The sequence below is a fragment of the Halopiger thermotolerans genome, from assembly GCF_054654555.1.
Genome location: NZ_BAAIEU010000001.1, coordinates 100,034 through 119,872 on the forward strand (window position 1 = coordinate 100,034; position 19,839 = coordinate 119,872).

Consider the following 19,839-nt stretch of genomic DNA (forward strand, 5'->3'; position numbering starts at 1 on the left):
GGGGCGGCGTGTTAGGGGCGTCGAACTCGCCCTGGACCGTCTGGTGGGACGAGGAGAGGAGGCTACTCCTGGGCCGTCTCCCGATCGTCGTCCGTAATATCCGAGATCCAGCTCAGCGCGGCCATCGCCTGCGGAAATCCGGCGGTCGGGATCGAGAGGAGGGCGACCTGTTTCAGCGTCTCGGGCGGGATATCCTCCTCGAGACCGCGCCGGACGTGGGAGTGGACGGCACCCTCGGACTGGACGGCGACGGCCATCCCGAGTTTGACGAGGCGCTTCGTCTCGTCGTCGATCGGACCGGCCTCGGCGGCGGCCGCGCCGAGGTCGGCGTAGGCGTCCCAGACGTCGGGGTACTCCGCGGCGAGTTCGCCGGCGGTCGCGGGCAGTTCTTCGGCGGGGTTCTCGAGGTCGTCTGCCATGGCGGTCGCGACGACACCGCGGGCGAGGTTAATGGTTGGCGGGGTCCCGGGCCGTCACCTCCCGACCGGCCGTTTATTGACGGCGACACCCGACGCTCACCCATGACGACGCGCCCGGTGCTGATCGACGCGGACCCCGGCTGCGACGACGCCGTCGCGATCCTGCTGGCCCTCGAGCGGAGCGCCCTCGAGGTCGTCGGGCTCACGACCGTCCACGGGAACGCGCCCGTTTCGGACACGACGCGGAACGCCCGGGCGATCCTCGAGCTGGTCGACCGGACCGGCGCCCCCGTGGCGGCGGGCGCGGACCGGCCGCTGAACGTCCCGCTCGAGACGGCCGAGGAGATCCACGGCGAGGGCGGCATTCGGGGCGAACTGCCGGACCCCACGCCGGCGACGCAACCCGCCGACCTCCACGCCGCGCAGTTCATCGTCGAGCGAGCGCGGGCCCGCGACGGCGACCTGGCGCTGGCGGCGATCGGGCCGCCGACGAACGTGGCGCTGGCCCACGCCCTCGAACCGGACCTCCCTAACCTGCTCGACGAACTGATCGTCATGGGCGGGGCCGCGTTCGCGCAGGGCAACGCCACGCCGCTGGCGGAGGCGAACTTCCACTCGGATCCGCACGCGGCCCGGCGGGTCGTTCGGGACTGCGAGCCGACGCTGGTCGGCCTCGACGTGACGACGCGGGCCACCGTTCCGCCGGATCGGCTCGAGTCGCTCTCGGGAGGCGGGGACGAAAACGGCGACCGTAACCGCGACGATCCCCTCGCGCGGTCGATCCGCGCGTGGCTCACCTACTACGACCGGGCACGCCGCGAGCGGTACGATATCGAGTCGGCGGCGCTGCACGACGCGCTCGCGGTCGCGGGACTGATCGACGACGGCGTGCTCGAGACCGAGAGGTACCCGCTGGAGGTCGGCGCCGACGGCGACCTCGCCAGAGGCGCGCTGGCGGTCGACTCCCACGGCGTCACGGGTGAGCGGTCGAACGGGGCCGTGGCGCTCGAGGCCGACTACGAGCGGTTTCGAGAACTGGTCGCCGAGTCCCTCGAGCGGTACCTGTCGAGCGCCGAGTCGGGGAGCGAGGCGACCGTCGAAACCGACGGTCCGTGACCGCGGATACCGCCCGCCGCGCCGAGACCACCGTCCGAACGCATTCGCGGTCCGAGTCGATCGGCGGCCGCGAGACGGTCAGCGAAGCGTCCGGTGGACGCAGTGATACGTCCGGACGAGGACACAGTCGAGGAGTCAAAGATCAAATCGTTTTGTCGACAGTTCCCGTCAGGCCGTGCTACCGTGGTAGACAGTTCCGAAGCTGAAACGGAGATCGTTCGCCGAACGCTGGAGACGGACGGATCCGCGCCGGCGATACAGATCGTCGAGGCCGTCGCGGATATCGAGGGGACGGAACCGATCAGGTTACCGACGCTGTACGACTGCATCGACGGAATGCTCGCCGACCTCTTTTTCCATCCGCCCGCGCCGGAGGCCCAGATGGTCGTCGAGTTTAGCTACGCCGGGTATCGAATCACGGTCGAACAGGACAGGACGGTGGAGTTCGTGAAGCCGGAGCGACGGTCGGTCCCGCGGGGCCGTCGCCGCGACCGCGAACGGATCCGCGGAGTCGTCTCCGGTACAGCCTCTCGTCCCGTCCGCGAATCCGTGTCCGGAGCAGCGTCTCGGCCCGCGTGGACCGGCGACTCACCCGTCCCCCGTCCACGGGTGTACGTCCTCCCAGTCGCTCGGCAGGACCGGCCCCTCGAGCAGCGGGTCGTCGGTTCGCTCCATCCACTCGCGGAGGATCGCTCGGAGTCGGTCGTGCGCGGCCAGAGCGTCGGCATCGGCCGGCTCGCCGTCCGCGAGCAGGTTTCGCTCCTCGAGCGGATCGACCTCGAGGTCGTACAGTTGCGCGTAGGGGCGCCGCTCGCCGTAGCACTCCTCGCGCACCTCGCGGCCGGCGTCGCTGCAGTAGACGTCCCTCGTGAGGGAGACGGCGGGGAGGCGCCAGACGTTGCGCACGTACTTCCAGCGGTCGGTGCGGACCGCGCGGATCGGATTGTACCGGTCGTGCCAGGTCATCTCGGCGAAGACGTGATCGCGGGGCTCGTATCCGCGGTCGGTGGCGGCGTCCGCCTCGTCCGCCTCGTTCGCCCCGTCTGCGAGCAGCGGAACGACGCTTCGCCCGGCGACGGTCCGCTCGGGCCGCGGTGCGTCGGCGAACTCGAGCAGCGTCGCGAAGACGTCGACGTTGCTCACGAGGTCGTCGACGACCAGCCCGTCGTCCGCGACGCCGGGGCCCCGCAGCAGGAGCGCGGCTTCGATCCCCCGATCGAAGCACGACCCCTTCGCGCGGGGCATGGCGAGCCCGTGTTCGGTCGTGAAGACGACCAGCGTCTCGTCGGCCAGCCCCGCGTCCTCGAGCGCGTCCAGCACCGTCCCGACGCCGTCGTCGATCGCCGCGAGCATGCCGTGCATCCCGGCGACGTCGGACCGGATCCCCGGTCGGTCGGGCAGGAACGGCGGCAGTTCGACGGTCGCCGGGTCGGGCGCCCCGTAGCGGTCCGACTCGAAGCCGAACCCGTCCCCCGCGACCCGGTGGAGCTCGAAGAAACCGACGGACGCGAAAAACGGCGCGTCGTAGCCGCCGGCCTCGAGGAAATCGGCGAACTCGGCGGCGACGTCGCGGGCGCGGGCGGACTCGTGAGTCGACGGCGGCGTGTCGGGCGTCAGCGGCCGGTTCGCGTGGATTCGATCGTAGCCCAGCCGCTCGAGGTGCTCGGTGACGTGCTGGAGCCCGAAAAGGTGCGTCTCGTAGCCCGCCTCGCCGAGCAGTTCCGGGAGCAGCCGCTCCGCGGAGTCGAGTTCCCACTCGCCGTGGGCGAGCCCCAGCATCCCGTTCTGGTGGGGGTAGCGGCCGGTCTGCAGGCTCGAGCGGCTCGGCGAGCACTGCGGCGCGGTGACGAAGTGGCGATCGAAGCGGACGCCGTCGGCGGCGAACGCGTCGATCCGCGGCGTGTCGACGGCCGCGCCGTAACAGCCTAGGAACTTCCCGAGGTCGTGGCAGTGGACGAGGACGATGGTGGGGCGTTGGGACCGTGCCATGTCGGGAGAGGACGTAGCGCGGCCACAGTAACCTCCTTTCCCCGGCATATTCGGGGCGGGTGGCCTTCCCCGCGAGCGACGAAGCGAATATCAGGTATGGACGACTCTAACGGAAGTGAATCGACGTCACATTCGACCGTTCGGAACGTCGTTTTCGTAGTTCTCGATACGGCCCGGGCGAAAAGTGTCGGCGAGCAAACGACTCCGACCCTGTCCCAACTCGCCGCGGAGGGAACCGCCTTCGACAACGCCTTCGCGGCTGCCCCGTGGACGCTGCCCTCCCACGCCTCGATGTTCACCGGAACATACCCGTCGGAGCACGGCACCCACGGCGACCACCTCTTTCTCGACGACGACCTCCGGACCCTCCCCGAAGCGTTCGCCGAGAACGGCGTGCAGACGGTCGGCGTCTCGAACAACACCTGGATCACCGAGGAGTTCGGCTTCGATCGGGGCTTCGACGAGCTCCGCAAGGGCTGGCAGTACATCCAGTCCGACGCCGACATGGGCGCGGTCGTCCGCGGCGAGGACCTCCGCGAGAAACTCATCGCGACGCGGGAACGGCTGTTCGACGGCAACCCGCTCGTCAACGCCGCCAACATCCTCTACAGCGAGGTCTTCCAGCCCGCCGGCGACGACGGCTCCGATCGCTCGACGACCTGGATCCGCAACTGGCTTACGGAGCGGGACGACGATCCCTTCTTCCTGTTCTGTAACTTCATCGAACCCCACGTCGAGTACGACCCGCCCCGCGAGTACGCCGCCGAGTTCCTCCCCGACGGCGCGAGCTACGAGGCGGCGACGGCGATCAGGCAGGATCCCCGGGCCTACGACTGCGAGGATTACGACATCTCTGATCGGGAGTTCGCCATGCTGCGCGGGCTCTACCGGGCCGAACTCGCCTACGTCGACGACCAGATCGCCGCGCTCCGCTCGGCCCTCGAGGCGGCCGGCGAGTGGGAGGACACCCTGTTCGTCGTCTGCGGAGACCACGGCGAACACGTCGGCGAGCACGATTTCTTCGGCCACCAGTACAACCTCTACGACACGCTGATCAACGTCCCGCTGGTCCTCCACGGCGGCCCGTTCACCGGCGGCGGCCGGCGGCGCGAGCTGGTCCAGCTGATCGACCTGCCGGACACGCTGCTCGAGACGGCCGGGATCGACGATCCGACCCTGCGCGAGCAGAGTTCCGGTCAGTCGCTCCACCCCGCCTCGGACGCCGACCGCCGCGAGGCCGTCTTCGCGGAGTACGCCGCTCCCCAGCCCTCGATCGAGCGCCTGGAGGCCCGCTTCGGGGAAATTCCGGATCGGGTCCGCGAGTTCGACCGACAGCTCCGCGCCGTGCGGACCCGCGAGTACAAGTACGTCCGCGGGGACGACGGGTTCGAGCGCCTGCACTACCTCGAGACCGATCCGCGCGAGCGGACCGACGTCTCGGACGCTCACCCCGACGTCGTCGAGCGGCTTCGCGAGCGTTTCGAGCGTCAGTTCGAGCCGCTCGCGGGGTCGCAGTCGGAATCGGACGCGGACGACGCGCAGACCGAGGAGGTCGAGATCCGCGAGGGGACGAAGGACCGGCTGGCCGATCTGGGCTACCTCTGAGCGCTCGAGCGGCCGCGAACGTCGACGCGAGGCCGGTCGGTATCAAGCGCACAATCGTACACGCGGGGACGTTTCCGGCGCCCCTCGCAATCCGGTCGCGTGTCTCCCACTCCCACGACCGCGACGCCGTTCCCGACCCGGCGGACGTACGACCGCTCGACCGGCGAGTTGACGATCGCCGTCGACGCGTTCCCGGCGCCGATCGACGACGTGACCGTCGCCGTCGGCTCGAGTCGCCTCCGGATCCGCATCGAGCACGACGGGCGCGTCTACGATCGAACGGAGGTCCCGCCCGGGAACGACCGTGCGTTCGCGACCGACGGCGAGGCCATCTACAACAACGGCATCTTGACCGTCAGCGTCGGGACGACGCGAGACTCGCGATAGCGCCGGCACAGAGAGCGAGCGCGAAGCGACGGAGCCCTCGAGCAGCCCGACCGGGTCGCGCTCGCCTGCAGCACGTTTTTGGCCGCGAATCCGGAGAATGCGTGCACAGAGCAGCGTCTCCGGCGCTCCCACTCGCCATGTCCACGCACGAGGGCAATTCTGCGGTCGCCGACGACGGGTTCGTCCCCTTCTTTCGCCGCTACACGAAGACGTGGGTCCACGCCGTCGCGACGGCCGGGCTCACGGCCTTCGGGACGCTGACGTTCGTCAACCGCTGGTTCGTCGTCCTCGCGCTCGGCTCGTACGTCGTTCCGCCCGTGGCGCTCTACCTGTCCGGCGGCGTCGGCGGGACTCGAGGGGACCGGGCGCCCGACCGAGCGGGCGGCGAACGATCCCACGGCGAGCGGACCCGCGACCGGGACCGCGAGGAGCGGCCGCTCGAAGCCGACGCCGCCGGGGCGAGCGAAACCCGGAGCCGACGAACCGAGGGCTCGAGCACCGGCGACGCCGAACCGGGGGTTGAAACGACTGCGTCCGTTGGCTCCAGGACGGCGGCCGAGGCGCCGGCGTCGGCGGACGCGCCGTCGTCCGACGAACCGCCCGCTCGAGCGGACGAGCGAAACGAGGACGGTGGACGCCCCGAACGCGACGAAGACGCCGACCGCGACGCACGCGGCGAGTGGCGACCCGTCGACGTCCCCGCGACCGGGACGCTGTTCGACGCGGTCGCAACCGAGGCCGGCGACGCGTACGCTGTCGGCGGGGGCGGCCTCGTCGTCGCGGACCGCGGGCAGGGATGGACGACCGTCCTCGAGGACGGCCCTGCCGCGCGGGGGAACGACCTCCGGGGCGCGGACGCGACGGCCGACGGCGCGGCGGTGTGGGTCGCGGGCGATAGCGGCGCGGTCGGCCGAATCGACGCTGAGACCGGCCGACACACCGATCACACGGCGCCCGCCGATCGCACCGACAACCTGCTGGGCGTCGCCGTCGGCGGACCGGCCGGCGGCGAGACCGTCCTGCTCGTTACCGGCTCCGGCGAGGTGCTTAGGGGCCAGTATGCCGATGGAAGCCCTGGCGAAGATGAAGGCCCCGTCGAGTGGGACGAGCCGATCAAACCCGGCAGCGGCTCCAGCCTGGCCGGCGTCGCGCTCGCCGACGAGGCGGTCGGCTACTGCTGTGACACCAACGACGGCGTCTTCGAGACCGACGACGGCGGCCAGTCGTTCGAACGAGTCGGCCCCGCGGGCGCCGACGGAACGCTCGAGGCCGTCGCGACGGCCGGCCCGGACGACTGTCTGGTGAGCGCGGACGACGGCGTCGTCCACCGCTACGGCGCGTCGGGAACGTGGACGCCCGAGCGAGTCGCCGACGCGGCGCTGCCGGGGCTCGCGCGCCGCGGCGATCGGACGGTCGCTTGCGCCGCCGACGGGGCGATCCACGAGCGCACCGCCGAATCGGCGTCGTGGGAACGGCTCGAGACCGACGCGGACGCGGCGCTACTGGCCGTTTCGATCGGCCCTGATCGCGCGGTCGCCGTCGGAGAGGCGGGGACGGTGCTCGAGCGCCGCTCCTGACCGCGGGTAGATGGTCCGGCCCCTCAAGAGGGATCGCGGTCAAAGCAACATCGTGCGCCCGCCGCCACTGCCGACGCTGGAAGGTTTATTGACAACCGTGTGGGCCATCCGACATGGCGATGTCACCGCGAACGAACGTGCTTCGACAGACCCTCGCAGACGACGAGGTCGCGCTGGGCGTCCTCGAGAACACCTACTCGCCGACGCTGGTCGAGTTCTACGGCGAACTCGGCCTCGACTTCGTCTGGATCGACCTCGAGCACGCCGGGCCGAGCCCGTTCGACGGCGAGCGCCTCGAGGACCTGCTGCGGGCGGCGGACGTTTCGGGGACGGAACTGCTCGTGCGGCTGCCCGAGCCCGATCCGGGGATGGTCCGGAAGACGCTGGACGCGGGCGCCCGGAACGTGTTCGTCTCGCGGATCGAGACGGCCGAGGACGTCCGGCGGGCCGTCAAAGCCGCGCGGTTCACCTACGACGGCGAACCCGGGAAGCGCGGCTTCGCCAACCCCCGCGCGAGCCGGTGGGGGACGACCGACGACTACGCGGCGACCGAGGACGAAGAAATCGTCGTCGGCGTGACGATCGAGAACCCGACGGCGGTCGAGAACCTGGACGACATCCTGTCGGTCCCCGAACTCGGCTTCGTCTTCGCCGGGCCGCTCGACCTCGCGGTCTCGACGGGCCACCCGGCGAGCCGACCCACGAGGACGTCGAGGAACACGTCGACGAGATCCGCGAGCGGGCGCTCGAGGCCGACGTCCCCCTCGGCGGCCTCGGCTTCGGGATGGACGACGTCAACGAGAAGGCCGAGGCGGGCTATCAGATACTGAACCTCGGGAGCACGACGGGCGCGCTGGGCGGCGTCGTCCGCTCGTGGTTCACCGAGTACGAGGGCGAGCGGTAGCGCGGCGGTCGGCACACGCCCGGCCGCGCGACCGGCGGTCGCCGTCCGAGCGTCGAGCCTCGGTCGGCGCTCGAGCGGTCCCGTCACGCCTTTTCCCGTCCGGAATCCACATTCGCGTATGCTCCACGGCGAGGAGTTCCGGCTCGTCCGCTTCCTGTTCCAGCGCGGGCTCGCGCTGCTGTATCTGCTCGCCTTTCTCGTCGCCGCCTTCCAGTTCCGGCCGCTGGCCGGCGAGGACGGCCTGCTTCCCCTCGAGCGGTACGTCGAGGGCGTCTCGTTCCGGGACCGACCGAGCCTCTTTTATTTCTATCCGAGCGACCGCGTCATCGGCCTCGCGGCCTGGGCCGGCGTCGCGCTCTCGGCGCTGGCGCTCGTCGCGGCACCCTACTGGCCCGTCGTCCCCGACGCCGCCGCAACGCCGACCTCGATGGCGCTGTGGGCCGCGATGTGGGCGCTGTACCTCTCGTTCGTCAACGCCGGGCAGCTCTTCTACGGCTACGGCTGGGAGTCGATGCTGCTCGAGACGGGCTTTCTGGCGATCTTCCTGGGCGCCGGACCCGCGGCGCCGCCGGTCGTCGTGCTCGTCCTCCTCCAGTGGGTGCTCTTTCGCAACATGTTCGGCGCGGGACTGATCAAGCTCCGCGGGGACGAGTGCTGGCGCGACCTCAGTTGTATGGACTACCACTACGAGACCCAGCCGATCCCGAACCCGGTCAGCTGGTTCGCCCATCACCTGCCGGAGCGGTTCCACCGCGTGGAGACGTTCGGGAACCACGTCGTCGAACTGCTGGTGCCGTTCCTCTACTTCGCCCCCCAGCCCTGGTCGTCGGCCGCCGGCGCGGCGACGATCGGCTTCATGGGATGGCTGATGCTCACCGGCAACTTCGCGTGGCTGAACGCGCTCACGATCGTCCTCGCCGTCGCGACCTTCAGCGACGGCGTCCTCGAGGCCGCGCTCCCGCTGCCGATCGCCGCGCCCGAGACGGTCGCGACGCCGACGTATCTGCAGGTGCTGGCGATCCTGCTGGCCGTCTTCGTCCTCGCGCTGAGCGTGCGCCCGGCGCGGAACATGCTCTCGCCGAATCAGACGATGAACACCGCGTTCGATCCGCTCCACCTGGTCAACACCTACGGCGCGTTCGGCTCGATCACCCGCGACCGCTACGAGATCGTGATCGAGGGGACGACCGACGAGGAGGTCACCGAGGACACCGAGTGGCGCGAGTACCGGTTCAAGGGGAAGCCGACCGACCCCGAGCGACGGCCGCCCCAGATCGCGCCCTACCACCTGCGGCTGGACTGGCAGCTCTGGTTCGCCGCGATGGCGCCGACGCCGCGGCGGAGCCCGTGGTTCCTGCGCCTGCTCGAGAAGCTGCTCGAGGGCGACGACGCCGTGCGGGGGCTGCTCGCCGAGGATCCGTTCGCGGAGGCCGGCGAGACGCCGGCGTACGTGCGCGCGATCCGATACCGCTACCGGTACACGACGCCCGAGGAGCGGGCCGAAACCGGGCGGTGGTGGCACCGGGAACGCGTCGGCACCTACGTCTCCCCCGTCTCGACCGCGGAGTTACGGGTTCGAGGGCGGTTAGCTCGGTGATCGAGCGGGCACGCGCTCGCGATGACCGGCGGTCGACAGTCGAGATAGCACGGCTCGACTCGAGTCGGGGTCGCGAGCGGAGGAGGAATGTAAATCCGCTGAATATAGGCGCGAGTTGCCGTTTCCAGTCGATTGCTACAGGCTCGTCTCGGCCGTCGGCCGTCGTTCAGCCGCTACACGCCGTTCCTGAAGCGGATCGCTACGGCTCGTAGCGACCGAATATCAGTTGTCAGACCGCAGCCACGTGGCGTACGGTCGACCCTATCGATCGGCAACGCGCCAATTTCTTACGTACCGTTCCGGGGTAGAGGGGCGTCGGATGAAACGACGACGCGTCGTACAACTGACAGCATTGAGTGGACTCACGCTCCCGCTGGCCGGCTGCGCCAACGAAGCGGCTGAGGGAGACGAGAACGAAACGGACAACGAGACCGAGACGGAGACCAACGAAACCGACGCGGAGACGTCCGAGGACGGGGAAGGCGACTCCGTGGACGAACCCGAGGACCAGGAGTTCTCGGGCAGCGGCGACGACGCCATCGAGGACGTCTCTATCGAGGGCGGCCTCACCGTCGTCGACGCGACGTTCGAGGGCGACGAGGAGTTCGAAGTCCGGCTCATTCCGCAAGACCGCGTCGATACGGGTGGTGATGGCGAAGACGATACCGGCGGCAATCGATCCGCCGCGGGCGACGAGGATACCGACGGCAACGAGACGGACGTCAGCGGTGCCGGAAACGAGACGGACGACGGTGCCGCGGGCAACGAAACGGACGACGGCGACGAGAGCGGCGGCGGAGATGAAGACGAGTCGGCGGAAGAACCGGAGAGCGTCCTGTTCGTCAAATCGGAGTTCGTCGACTCGGGCGAGTACGAGGGGCAGACGGCCCACCCCGTCGTCGAAGGGACGTACGTCCTCAGCGTCGTCGCCGACGGCGACTGGGAGGTGACCGTCAGCCAGCCGCGCGCCGAGAGCGGGGAGGAGCCCCCGATCTCCGTCGACGGCTCCGGCAACGAAGTCCACGGGCCGTTCGAGTTCGACGGCTCGCACCAGCCGTCCGGCGAGTACGACGGCGAGTGGATCGTCGCCGACATCTACCCGGTGTCGGACGACCCCGTCTTCATGTTACACGAGGGCAACATCGAGAACCCCTCGGAGTTCGAGTTCGAAGGCGTCGGCTACCTCTCGGTTAAATCCGACGGCGAGTGGACGGTCGAGATCGAGTAGCCGCAGCAACGCTTTTCCGGTTTCGCGCGCTCGAGCGGCCGATTTCTGCGCTCGAGCGTTTCGGGCGTCCCGAGCGTCTCGGGGGTCTCGATCAGATTGCTCGAGCGTCTCGATCAGCGTCGATCGGAGCGCTCGAGCCGGCGGCTTATCGCTCGTCGTTCGATTCCGACTCGGATTCGGACTCCGACTCCGACCCCCGCCTTGCCGGCGGCGTCTTCGAGACGATGCGACCCCACAGATCCCGGTTGTCCGCGACCCAGCGGTAGCCGGTCTCGCGGAGGCGGCCGTAGTCCTCGAAGTTCCGGAGGAAATTCACCACGTCGCGGACGCCGCCGCCTTCGACGCGCGCGAGCGTCTCCTCGATCGAGGCCCCGCATGAGTAGACCCCCTCGTCGGTTATCAGGTGCGAACACGCCTCGTAGTGTTCGGGGAGCTGCTCGCGCAGTTCGGGCGTGAGGTCGCTGAAGCCGACGATGCGGACGTCGTTCGTTCGGTCGTCGAAGTACTCGGCCCACCACGTACAGAAGCCGCAGTCGTCGTCGTAGACGAGCGTTGCCTCGGCGTCGTGTTCGGCCATGGCGAGACGTACGGGCCGCGGACACAAACGCTTGACTTCGCCTCGCGCTCGCGGCGATCGGGGAGCAGAGTATTAGGCCGTTCGCGAGAACGCGGAGATATGGAGCGGTTCGTCGAACTGATCGTCGCCGGCGGACTCGCGCTCGTCGCCGGCCTCTGGCTCGCGGCGCTGTTCGAGGGGCGGTCGGGCCCCTGGCTCGGCGGCGTCGGGCTCGCCGTCCTGGGGACTGTCGCCGTCTTCGCCGGCATCTGTAGCGAACTGACGGTGGGACCGCTCGAGGGAGAGGGGTAGCGGAAGCGCTCGAGCGGCCGTCGGCTCGACGTGTCCCATCCCGTCGTGTGTCGTCTCAGCATCTCTCATCCTACCGTGCGTCGTCTCGCCGCGAGCGATAGTCGCTCCGCCGGAACATTATTGACGCGAGTCGCAAATGCGAGGGTATGAGCAGCGCGGCCCGGTCGCTGTCGGAACCGGAGGTGCTGGCCCACACCAAGCGGCGCCTCTTTCCGGACGACGCCGACGACGGGACGCCCTCCTACGTCGTCGCCGACACGCAGTTCGCGAAAGACGAGTGGCTCCCCGGCCGACCAATCGAGCCGGCGATCCGCGACCGGCTCGCCCCGTTCAACCACGTCGAGATCGGCGGCGGGTTTCCGGACCTGGTGGGCGTACGCGACCTCGAGTCCGATTTCGTGGCGGTCGAGCGGGTCGGCGACGAGCCGCCGCTGATCGCCATCGAGGCGAAGGGGTACGCGAGCGGCGGCGTCGACACGGAACTCGGGATCGTGCAGGCGTACGATCGGCTCCACGAGGCCAACGCGGCCTACGTCGCCGCCCCGGTCGACACCGTCGCGGAGACGGACCGCGCGCTCGCGCGGGAACTGAACGTCGGCGTGCTGGGCGTCGACGCGGGCGGCGAGGTCGAGGTGCTCGAGGCCGCGCGGGTGGTCGGCAACCGGACGTCGACCGAGGCGACGGCGCTGCGCTTCCAGGCCGGCGCGCAGGGCGTGGCCGACGCCTCGTTCGGGCTGAACCACCCGAAGAACTACCTCGGCTATCCGCTGGCGCACTACGCCGACGGCGATACGGCGTCGCTGCTGTCGGAGTACAAGGTCGTCGGCGCGGTGGAGGACGCTCGGCGGGGCGCGGCGTTCCTCGGGCTGATCGAGGACGGGCCGCGCGTCGAATTGACCTCACTCGGGCAGGAGGTCGTCCGGTTCGCGACGGCCCGCTGTGGCTCCGTCGAGGCGGCCCTCGCGGAGTTCGAGGACTGGTACCGCTCGCGGAAGCGGTTCGTCGACCTCGCGCCGCAGTGGGGACAGCTCGCTCGGCGCGTCGTGTTCGAGTATCCTGCCACGGAGCTGCTGGTGACGGAACTCCAGCACATGCACGAGGACGGACTCCGAGAGCCGTCGCTCGTGGACGTCGTCGAGTACCTCCACGAGTTGCACCCGACCTTCACGGTCGAGTTGTTCGTCCGCGGCGACGATGACGTCCGGCGCCGCGTGCTAACCGAGGACGGGCGGTTGCGGCGGGCGCCGCTCGAGGACGGTGCAGTCTACCACTCGCCGACGGTGTTCCAGTTGAAGGCGATGCTGTATCACGCCGGCATTCTGACCGAGCGCGGGAAGGAGCCGAGTCGGCTCGAGCCGCTCGAAGACGTGTGGGCGCTTCGGGAGCCGGTGTAGTCCGGTCCGGTTCGGTCCAGCATCCGACGAGAGACCGGCGGCTACTCGAATCCGTGTCGTTCTCGGTGCGCGGCGAGGAACGCTGCGTGCGGACGTTTATCCTCGTCGGCGGGGAGTTGTAGCGGCTCGTCCTCGAGGGCGGCGAACTCCTCGTAGCCCTCGAGGTCCGGCCGGTCAGCGACCAGGACGCGATAGTCGTCCGCAATCGCCAGCCAGCCGGCGTCGAACGCCCAGTGGTGGAGCCGGCAGAGGGCGAGTCCGTTTCGGACGGTGTCGCGGCCATTCTCGCGCTTCGGGTAGATGTGCGCTGCCTCGATATCGCGCGTACCGTCCGGGGCTTCGCGCGACGCGCCGCAGATCGCACAGCGGTGCTCGTACGCGGATTTGACTTCCGTTCGGAAGGCGCTCGAGCGGACGCGCCGTTGAACGGTCGTATAGTCCTCGTCGTCGTCGGTCAGCGCCGGTTCATCGCTATCGTCATCCACTTCTTCGGTGACCGATTCCGCGAGCGTCTCGAACGACGACGGGTGCTCGAGGTCGAGCCGTTCCATCGTGAACTCGTAGACCATGCGGCCGTCTCGAGAGACGTACTTGGTGTCGACGACGTCGACCAGGCCCTCGTATCTGAGTTCGTCGCGGTCCGCCGGATGATAGAAGAAGTAGACGGGGACGGTCGATCGATCGGCCTGCTCGATGAGCGCGTTGTTCGCAGCCGTGCGGCGCTGATCGCCCTTTTCCGGCAGTCCCTCGCCGATGTAGGTGAACCGCTCGTCCGCGAGGTCGTCGCCGTACGGGCCGTCCTCGCGCGCTTTGACGACGATGAACTCGAGGTCGCCGTCTTTGTCCGTTCGGGGATTGATCCCCTTGATGTACGCACCGAAGCTGGTATCCAGTTCCGCCTCGAGTTCGGACTGCGTGTAGAATTCGCCGCGCTCGAGATTCGGAGCGTCGGCCGTGCGACAGCGGGCCAGTTTCTGCCCAGACTCGGTGAGCGAGTTCACGCCGTCGGATCGCTCGACGTAACCGAGGCTCTGTAGCCAGCCCCGATGTTGTGCGGGCCCGGAGGAATCGTTCCAGTCGACCCCGGAATGCTCGGATTCGATCGCGGCGCCCAACTCGGCGTCCGTCTTCGGTCCCTCGAGCAGCGCCTCGAGTATCGTATCGAATCCGCGAACGTGCTCCGCGAGGAGTTCGTAGAGCACCGCCGACTCCGTCTCCGAGAGCCACGCCATGCCGCGCCGGGTGAGTCGAACGCGGTTCGGCTCGGGCTCGGACTCGATCTCGAGCAACCCGATGCGGTCGAGAAAGGAAAGCCGGCGCCGGATTCCGTCGTCGCTCGTGGCTCGGGTGTTTGACTTGAGCCAGTCGACCGCCGCCGCCTCGGACGGGGATTCCGCGAGGACGTACTTGCAGAAGCGCTCGAGGACGTCGGTGTAGTTCCCCGCACCGCCGAAGAATCGAACCGCGATCGTGAGTTTCCCTCCTCCCATCCGTTACTGATACTCGCGCTGTTAGTCTGACGTTCGTATAAAATACGTGGTAGCCAGTAGGACGGGACTAGTTCAAAGTGAGAACCGGTCAAATCACTATCCAACCGTCCGATATCGCCGCTCGCGAGACCCACCACCGTTTCAAGTGAACTGTGAGACACACCACGGGTGCACGTGAAGGCGACACACCACCAGTTCATGTGAACGTCCCACACCACCGATGCACGTGAAGTTCGAGTCGAATCCGCGAGCGGTAACGCGGTCCGTTTGCGAGTCGCCGTCCTCGAGACGATGAAATTCGGTTCATCGAGCCCGCTTCGGGGACACCACTGTTGCAAGTGAAGACCGAAGACAGCGGGGCAGTACGCCCCGTTCACTCGAAAGGGTGGTGTGCCAACGGGGGACGGCTCAGGCGACGCCGTTCATCCGGGCGATGTCGCGGATCGTCTCGATCTCGTCGTCGAGGTAGAGCACGTCCGACATCGCGTCGACGGCGCTCGAGAAGGGGACGTCGAGTTCGTAGCTGTAGTAGTTGCCCCGGGAGCCGCTGCGGTTTTCCTTCGCGGAGAGGATGCCGAGCATCCGGAGGTCCGAGAGGTGGTTGTGCACTGAGCGCTGAGCGAGCGAGTCGGTACCCGAGGACTCGCAGAGCGTCTCGTACTCCTGGTATAGTTCCCGCGTCCGGCAGGGCGTCGACTCCTTGGCCGCCTTCGAGACGACCGCCAGCAGAGCGAGGCGGCCGTGGGTCGTCAGTTCCCGCATCCCCTCCTCGACGCGCTCCTGCTCGAGTTTGGAGCGGGCCTGATCGACGTGGTCCTCGCGGATCGTCTCGTCGTCGTTGTTCTCCGCGACTTCGCCGGCGAGGCGCAGCAGATCCAAGGCCTGCCGCGCACTGCCGCTGTCGCGGGCCGCGAGGGCGGCACAAAGATTGAGGACGCCGGTCTCGCAGGCGTCCTCGGCGATGGCGACCTCGGCTCGAGACTCGAGGATGTTGGTCAGTTCGTCGGCCTCGTACGGTGGAAACTGGAGTTCGCGCTCGCAGAGCGTGTCCTGCACCCGCGGATCGAGCTGTTCGCGGAACTTGAAGTCGTTGCTGATGCCGATGAGACCGACCTTCGTCGACTCGAGGTAGCCGTTCGAGCGGGCGCGGGGGAGTTCATAGAGCAGTTCGTCGCGGTCGCCGATCGAATCGATTTCGTCGAGAACGATGACGACCGTGCCGCCGAGCGCCTCGAGTTCGCTGTAGAGTTTTTTGAAGACGGTCTGTTGGGGATAGCCGGTGGTACTGATTTCGGCGCCGTCGGGGCGGAGGGTGTTGACGAGTTCGATCGCGACCTGGTAGGAAGAGTTCAGGGTCTTGCAGTTGACGCTGAGCACGGAGAGATCGACGTCGTCGTACTCGGTGACGTCTTCCTGCAGGACGTCGAGGAGGTACTCGGTGACGGCGGTCTTGCCGACGCCGGTGTTCCCGTAGAGAAAGATGTTGTTCGGTTCCCAGCCGTCGATGATGGGCTGGAGCGCGTCCATGTAGGCCTCGATCTCCTCGTCCCGTTCTTCGATCCGCTCGGGCTGATACGACTCCCCCAGGGCGTCCTTGTTTCGAAAGATGTTCTGCTTCCGCTCGAACCGAGGCATACCCCTACCAAGAGAGAAGTACTATTTAAAACCACTTTTTCATCTGATGCAAGTGAACTCAGACACACCACTGTTTCACGTGAAGCTAGTATTCTAGGAGGTGCTAGAGAGAACAGTCCACAGTTTCATCTAAAGCGCTGACAATTATCCCGATCGGCTCTATCTATCGAATCTACCGGTCTAAGCCCTCCGAAGCCGATTTAATCGATTTCGAACGATCGCCAGTTTCCCGACGACACTGCTTACCACTCCACCCCCTCCCCCGCCTTTTCCAGCTTCACTTGCAACAGTGGTGTGTCTCTCCCGACGGTCGAGCGCTCGAGCAGCGGTCGCAGAACGGATCGACCAGCGAACGGCACCGAGAACGAATCAATCAGGAACCCGAACCTTACTCCCGCCGCGGGACCTCGTGGCGGCCGAAGCCGTATCGGAGCCGGCTGGCCAGGCGCCGCGAGAACCGACCATCGTCGGCCCGCGAGCCAAACCGCTCGGCGAGGGCGGTGTAGATCAGCGGCAGCGGCACCTCCTGCGCTAAGGCTTCCTGGACGGTCCAGGTGCCGGTCGAGCCGCCCTCGACGCGGTCGGCGACGGTGCCGAGGTCGTTGCCCTCCTCGCGGAACGCCTCCTCGCAGAGCTCCAGCAGCCACGAGCGGATGACCGCGCCGTTGTTCCAGACCGACGCCACGGACTCGAGGTCCAGGTCGTACCGCCCCTCGTGCAGCAGTTCGAACCCTTCGCCGTAGGCCTGCATCAGCGCGTACTCGACGCCGTTGTGGATCATCTTGACGTAGTGACCCGAGCCCGCAGGCCCCATGCGCTCGTGGCCGTCCGGTCCCGTCGCGACGGCGTCGAAGACCGGCTCGAGCTCCTCGTAGGCCCACTCGGGGCCGCCGACCATCAGCGAGAAGCCCAGTTCCGCGCCCGCGGGGCCGCCCGAGGTTCCGCAGTCGAGGTAGGCCGCGGGGCAGGACTCGGCGCGCCGGACGGAATCCTCGAAGTAGGAGTTGCCGCCGTCGACGACCACGTCCTCGGCATCGAGGTGGGGCTCGAGTTCCTCGAGAGTCGCGTCGACGGCCTCGCCGGCGGGGACCATCAGCCAGATGCGCTTGTCCTCGCCCAGTCGGTCCGTGAGGTCCTCGATGGAGTCCGCCGGCTCCGCGCCCGCGTCGGCCGCCGTCGCGACGGCCTCCGCGTCGAGGTCGAAGGCGACGACGTCGTGGCCCGCCTCGAGGGTGCGGTCGACGACGATCTGTCCCATGCGTCCGAGTCCGATTACGCCCAGTTGCATGGGAACGACTCCGCGGGGGTGAGTGGTAGTGGTTGTGATTCCGCGTTCGCGAGTCGCGAGTCGCGACTCACGAGCCGCGAACCGGCGGTCGAGAACCGAACGGGGAGAAGCTACGGACCGAACGGAGAGCGACCGGAGAAAGCGAAAAGCTACGAACGGAAGGCGAACGAATCCACCGAGACGGTCGCCGAACGCGGGCGGCTCCCAAGTATCGGGCTACTGCGCTACTGAAGCGGTTCCTCCAGTCGCGCCCAGCCGATCGCGTCGAGGACGACGATCTGATCCTTGTAGTGAACGTAGACCCCGTTGTACGCGTCGCCGTTCCCGTCGTAGTACGGCAGCGAGCCCCGGATCCTGTCGACGACGGACCAGGCGCCGTCGCGCTCGAGGGTCACGTGCTCCCACTCGTCGGCGGCGTCGTTGCGAACGGCCCGCTGGAGTGCCTGCCGGGCGCCCGGAATCTCGTCGAGTTGGCGGGAGGACGCGTCGACGATGGTTGCGCCGTCGGGAACCTCGCTCGGTCCGACGAGCCGCACGCCGAGGTCGGCCTTCGACCGCGCGGTGCCCGTCTGTGATCGCTCGGACTGGAGCACGTAGCCGGCGACCGCGGCCGTCCCGACCGCGAGCAGCGACAGTGCGATATCTTTGCCCCTGAACATCATGCGAGTACGTTACAGTACCCGACTAAGTATCTTTCGTAAGAATGTCCGACATTGATCGAACAGACCGTGAGGAACTTCCGATCGGGAACTTGTGACGACAGGTGGACGAAGGCGACGGCGGGTCGTCGGGGCGGCGATTAGACGGCTGCCGCGACGCCCGACGTGATCGCGCCCGCGACCACGAGGAGCGCGATTCCGACGACGGCCGCGGCGCGGTAGAGTCCCAGGGCGTTGGCGGCCGGCTCGCGCAGTTTCTTCCCGTTGAGCCCCGACTCGAGGCGCTTGCCGCCGATCTCGACGAGCGCGGTCAGGACCAGCCAGAGGGCGACCATGACGAGCACGAGCCGGCCGTTCGTCGTCCCGAGGAGACTCTCAAACGTGTACCCTCGGCCCGCGAGGTGGCCGCCGGAGAGCAGTAAAGCGAGCGAACTCACGCGCGAGATGGTCGTGAGTTTCCCCGAGATCGCCTCGAGCGGTCGCGTCGTGTTGAACTCGCCGTCGCGGGCGAGTGGCAGCACGACGAACGCGACGTAGAAGACGCTGCCGGCCCAGAGCGCGGCGAACACCAGGTGTGCCGTCCGTGCGAGAAACGTATCGATCATATCGGTGGCTCGAACAGCGATGGTATCAGCGTTCCGACTTGCGCCGACGGCGGTGCCGGCGACGGTCGAGGTGCGTGCGTTGCGCTCTCGGTCCGCTCGAGACCGGAGCTTATTCGAGCCAGTTCCGGTCGGCGGTCCAGTCGACCAGCCGGCGACGAACGAGCGCGTACGCGATCGAGAGGGCGATTCCGACGAGAAGAACGGCGGTCACCAGCCGTCGTAGACGGCGAGCGCGACGAAGACGTGCGTGGTCGCCATCAGAGTCGTACGGTCGGCGGTGAGAATCAAAACGGTACGCACGCGTTCGCCGGCCGCGTGCCGACTCGAGCGGCAGTCGCGATGTCGAGTTGCGGTGCGCGACGGGTATTTCTAATAGCGAAACCGGGGCCGTCGGCGGCTGCGTTACTCGAGGTTCTCGCCCTGATAGCTGCCGTCGTAGACGTCCTCGTGGTCGGCTTCGGCGAACACGAGTTGGGCGATGCGCGCACCGCGCGCGATTTCGATGTCGTGGTGAACCTGCAACAGCCCCTCGCCGCGGCCCTCGTAGCCGGCGTCCCAGACGGCCGTGTTGAGCATGCAGGAGTTACGCATCAGCGACGAGCGCGGGTAGACGAAGCCGACGTGGCCCTCGGGAATCTCGATCCGCTCGCCGTAGCGAGCCACGTAGACCCCCTGCGGGAGGTAGTACGTGTCGGGGTCTTTCTGCTCGAGTTCCTCGAGCGGGCGGGCGACGCGGTCGCCGATCTGCTTGCCGTCGCGACCGATGCGGCCCGGCTCCAACTGCTCGAAGACGATATCGAGCGTGAGATCGACGCCGTTTGGTTGGACTTGCTCGTCGGTCGTCGGCGAGACGTGCTCGGCGACGAACGCACCGGAACGGAACATGCCCGTAGTAGCGGCGAGAGTCTAGAAAAGCGTGTCCGTTCGCGTCGCCCCCGTGAGCGGACGACACGCAGCGTGATGACCAGACACGTATCGGTTGGTACCGGAACGCATCACCAACTCCCGGACCGGAGCGGTAGCCGGCGGAATGACGCGCCCACCGCCGAAAACGGGTCAAATGACGGGACAATAGAAT

At 68.0% G+C, this 19,839-nt stretch carries 17 protein-coding genes and 2 pseudogenes; 10 read left to right on the forward strand and 9 right to left on the reverse strand.

Going from position 1 to position 19,839, the window contains the following annotated elements; translation table 11 throughout:
* Positions 1 to 62 precede the first annotated feature (62 nt).
* Entirely contained in the window at positions 63 to 419 is a 357-nt protein-coding gene (locus ACYQ26_RS00560) for a carboxymuconolactone decarboxylase family protein (RefSeq protein ID WP_459806347.1), read from the reverse strand.
* A 102-nt stretch (positions 420 to 521) separates the two neighbouring features.
* Between ACYQ26_RS00560 and ACYQ26_RS00565 the strand changes: the two genes are divergently transcribed.
* Both ACYQ26_RS00565 and ACYQ26_RS00570 read left to right on the forward strand, forming a co-directional pair.
* Positions 522 to 1,535, forward strand: coding sequence for a nucleoside hydrolase (locus tag ACYQ26_RS00565; RefSeq protein WP_459806348.1), 1,014 nt, complete (start codon positions 522 to 524; stop codon positions 1,533 to 1,535).
* A gap of 183 nt (positions 1,536 to 1,718) precedes the next feature.
* Positions 1,719 to 1,970: pseudogene (locus ACYQ26_RS00570) on the forward strand (HalOD1 output domain-containing protein); the annotation flags it as partial.
* Between the two features lie 153 nt (positions 1,971 to 2,123).
* Here ACYQ26_RS00570 and ACYQ26_RS00575 read toward each other — a convergent pair.
* Positions 2,124 to 3,524 (reverse strand): sulfatase family protein, encoded by a 1,401-nt coding sequence (locus ACYQ26_RS00575; protein WP_459806349.1) that lies wholly within the window; start codon positions 3,522 to 3,524, stop codon positions 2,124 to 2,126.
* 96 nt (positions 3,525 to 3,620) lie between these two features.
* Here ACYQ26_RS00575 and ACYQ26_RS00580 point away from each other — a divergent pair, with 96 nt between their 5' ends.
* The 6 genes and pseudogenes from ACYQ26_RS00580 (at position 3,621) to ACYQ26_RS00605 (ending at position 10,822) form a co-directional block, all read left to right on the forward strand.
* Positions 3,621 to 5,129: a sulfatase gene (locus ACYQ26_RS00580; protein ID WP_459806350.1), complete on the forward strand. Its 1,509-nt coding sequence runs from the start codon at positions 3,621 to 3,623 to the stop codon at positions 5,127 to 5,129.
* Positions 5,130 to 5,228: 99 nt separating this feature from the next.
* On the forward strand, positions 5,229 to 5,516 hold the full coding sequence (locus ACYQ26_RS00585; protein WP_459806351.1) for a hypothetical protein: 288 nt from the start codon (positions 5,229 to 5,231) through the stop codon (positions 5,514 to 5,516).
* 137 nt (positions 5,517 to 5,653) lie between these two features.
* On the forward strand, positions 5,654 to 7,093 hold the full coding sequence (locus tag ACYQ26_RS00590) for a WD40/YVTN/BNR-like repeat-containing protein (RefSeq protein ID WP_459806352.1): 1,440 nt from the start codon (positions 5,654 to 5,656) through the stop codon (positions 7,091 to 7,093).
* Positions 7,094 to 7,206: 113 nt separating this feature from the next.
* Positions 7,207 to 7,997 (forward strand): annotated as a pseudogene (locus ACYQ26_RS00595) (HpcH/HpaI aldolase family protein).
* A gap of 118 nt (positions 7,998 to 8,115) precedes the next feature.
* Positions 8,116 to 9,594 (forward strand): lipase maturation factor family protein, encoded by a 1,479-nt coding sequence (locus tag ACYQ26_RS00600; RefSeq protein WP_459806353.1) that lies wholly within the window; start codon positions 8,116 to 8,118, stop codon positions 9,592 to 9,594.
* 352 nt (positions 9,595 to 9,946) lie between these two features.
* Entirely contained in the window at positions 9,947 to 10,822 is an 876-nt protein-coding gene (locus ACYQ26_RS00605) for a hypothetical protein (protein ID WP_459806354.1), read from the forward strand.
* 145 nt (positions 10,823 to 10,967) lie between these two features.
* Here the strand turns inward: ACYQ26_RS00605 and ACYQ26_RS00610 are convergent, their stop codons facing one another.
* The gene (locus tag ACYQ26_RS00610) at positions 10,968 to 11,399 is read right to left on the reverse strand and encodes a DCC1-like thiol-disulfide oxidoreductase family protein (RefSeq protein WP_459806355.1); all 432 of its coding nucleotides are present in this window, start codon (positions 11,397 to 11,399) and stop codon (positions 10,968 to 10,970) included.
* A 99-nt stretch (positions 11,400 to 11,498) separates the two neighbouring features.
* Between ACYQ26_RS00610 and ACYQ26_RS00615 the strand changes: the two genes are divergently transcribed.
* Positions 11,499 to 11,690, forward strand: coding sequence for a hypothetical protein (locus ACYQ26_RS00615; RefSeq protein WP_459806356.1), 192 nt, complete (start codon positions 11,499 to 11,501; stop codon positions 11,688 to 11,690).
* A gap of 146 nt (positions 11,691 to 11,836) precedes the next feature.
* Positions 11,837 to 13,084, forward strand: coding sequence for a hypothetical protein (locus ACYQ26_RS00620; protein WP_459806357.1), 1,248 nt, complete (start codon positions 11,837 to 11,839; stop codon positions 13,082 to 13,084).
* Between the two features lie 41 nt (positions 13,085 to 13,125).
* Here ACYQ26_RS00620 and ACYQ26_RS00625 read toward each other — a convergent pair whose 3' ends face one another.
* From ACYQ26_RS00625 to ACYQ26_RS00650, 6 genes are all read right to left on the reverse strand, one after another.
* Positions 13,126 to 14,574, reverse strand: coding sequence for an HNH endonuclease (locus ACYQ26_RS00625; RefSeq protein WP_459806358.1), 1,449 nt, complete (start codon positions 14,572 to 14,574; stop codon positions 13,126 to 13,128).
* A 408-nt stretch (positions 14,575 to 14,982) separates the two neighbouring features.
* A complete protein-coding gene (locus tag ACYQ26_RS00630; protein ID WP_459806359.1) occupies positions 14,983 to 16,209 on the reverse strand; it encodes an orc1/cdc6 family replication initiation protein in 1,227 nt (408 codons plus the stop codon).
* Between the two features lie 388 nt (positions 16,210 to 16,597).
* A complete protein-coding gene (gnd, locus tag ACYQ26_RS00635) occupies positions 16,598 to 17,497 on the reverse strand; it encodes a phosphogluconate dehydrogenase (NAD(+)-dependent, decarboxylating) (RefSeq protein ID WP_459806360.1) in 900 nt (299 codons plus the stop codon).
* A gap of 224 nt (positions 17,498 to 17,721) precedes the next feature.
* The gene (locus ACYQ26_RS00640) at positions 17,722 to 18,156 is read right to left on the reverse strand and encodes a hypothetical protein (protein ID WP_459806361.1); all 435 of its coding nucleotides are present in this window, start codon (positions 18,154 to 18,156) and stop codon (positions 17,722 to 17,724) included.
* 140 nt (positions 18,157 to 18,296) lie between these two features.
* Entirely contained in the window at positions 18,297 to 18,761 is a 465-nt protein-coding gene (locus ACYQ26_RS00645) for a CopD family protein (protein ID WP_459806362.1), read from the reverse strand.
* 402 nt (positions 18,762 to 19,163) lie between these two features.
* Entirely contained in the window at positions 19,164 to 19,646 is a 483-nt protein-coding gene (locus tag ACYQ26_RS00650) for a deoxyuridine 5'-triphosphate nucleotidohydrolase (RefSeq protein ID WP_459806363.1), read from the reverse strand.
* Between the last annotated feature and the right edge of the window lie 193 nt (positions 19,647 to 19,839).

Coding starts and splice junctions, on each gene's coding strand:
- ACYQ26_RS00590 (WP_459806352.1), top strand. CDS start 5,654: ATGTCCACGCACGAGGGCAATTCTGCGGTCGCCGACGACGGGTTCGTC.
- ACYQ26_RS00615 (WP_459806356.1), top strand. CDS start 11,499: ATGGAGCGGTTCGTCGAACTGATCGTCGCCGGCGGACTCGCGCTCGTC.
- ACYQ26_RS00565 (WP_459806348.1), top strand. CDS start 522: ATGACGACGCGCCCGGTGCTGATCGACGCGGACCCCGGCTGCGACGAC.
- ACYQ26_RS00580 (WP_459806350.1), top strand. CDS start 3,621: ATGGACGACTCTAACGGAAGTGAATCGACGTCACATTCGACCGTTCGG.
- ACYQ26_RS00630 (WP_459806359.1), bottom strand. CDS start 16,209: ATGCCTCGGTTCGAGCGGAAGCAGAACATCTTTCGAAACAAGGACGCC.
- ACYQ26_RS00645 (WP_459806362.1), bottom strand. CDS start 18,761: ATGATCGATACGTTTCTCGCACGGACGGCACACCTGGTGTTCGCCGCG.
- ACYQ26_RS00560 (WP_459806347.1), bottom strand. CDS start 419: ATGGCAGACGACCTCGAGAACCCCGCCGAAGAACTGCCCGCGACCGCC.
- ACYQ26_RS00610 (WP_459806355.1), bottom strand. CDS start 11,399: ATGGCCGAACACGACGCCGAGGCAACGCTCGTCTACGACGACGACTGC.
- ACYQ26_RS00575 (WP_459806349.1), bottom strand. CDS start 3,524: ATGGCACGGTCCCAACGCCCCACCATCGTCCTCGTCCACTGCCACGAC.
- gnd (WP_459806360.1), bottom strand. CDS start 17,497: ATGCAACTGGGCGTAATCGGACTCGGACGCATGGGACAGATCGTCGTC.
- ACYQ26_RS00600 (WP_459806353.1), top strand. CDS start 8,116: ATGCTCCACGGCGAGGAGTTCCGGCTCGTCCGCTTCCTGTTCCAGCGC.
- ACYQ26_RS00650 (WP_459806363.1), bottom strand. CDS start 19,646: ATGTTCCGTTCCGGTGCGTTCGTCGCCGAGCACGTCTCGCCGACGACC.
- ACYQ26_RS00625 (WP_459806358.1), bottom strand. CDS start 14,574: ATGGGAGGAGGGAAACTCACGATCGCGGTTCGATTCTTCGGCGGTGCG.
- ACYQ26_RS00620 (WP_459806357.1), top strand. CDS start 11,837: ATGAGCAGCGCGGCCCGGTCGCTGTCGGAACCGGAGGTGCTGGCCCAC.
- ACYQ26_RS00640 (WP_459806361.1), bottom strand. CDS start 18,156: ATGTTCAGGGGCAAAGATATCGCACTGTCGCTGCTCGCGGTCGGGACG.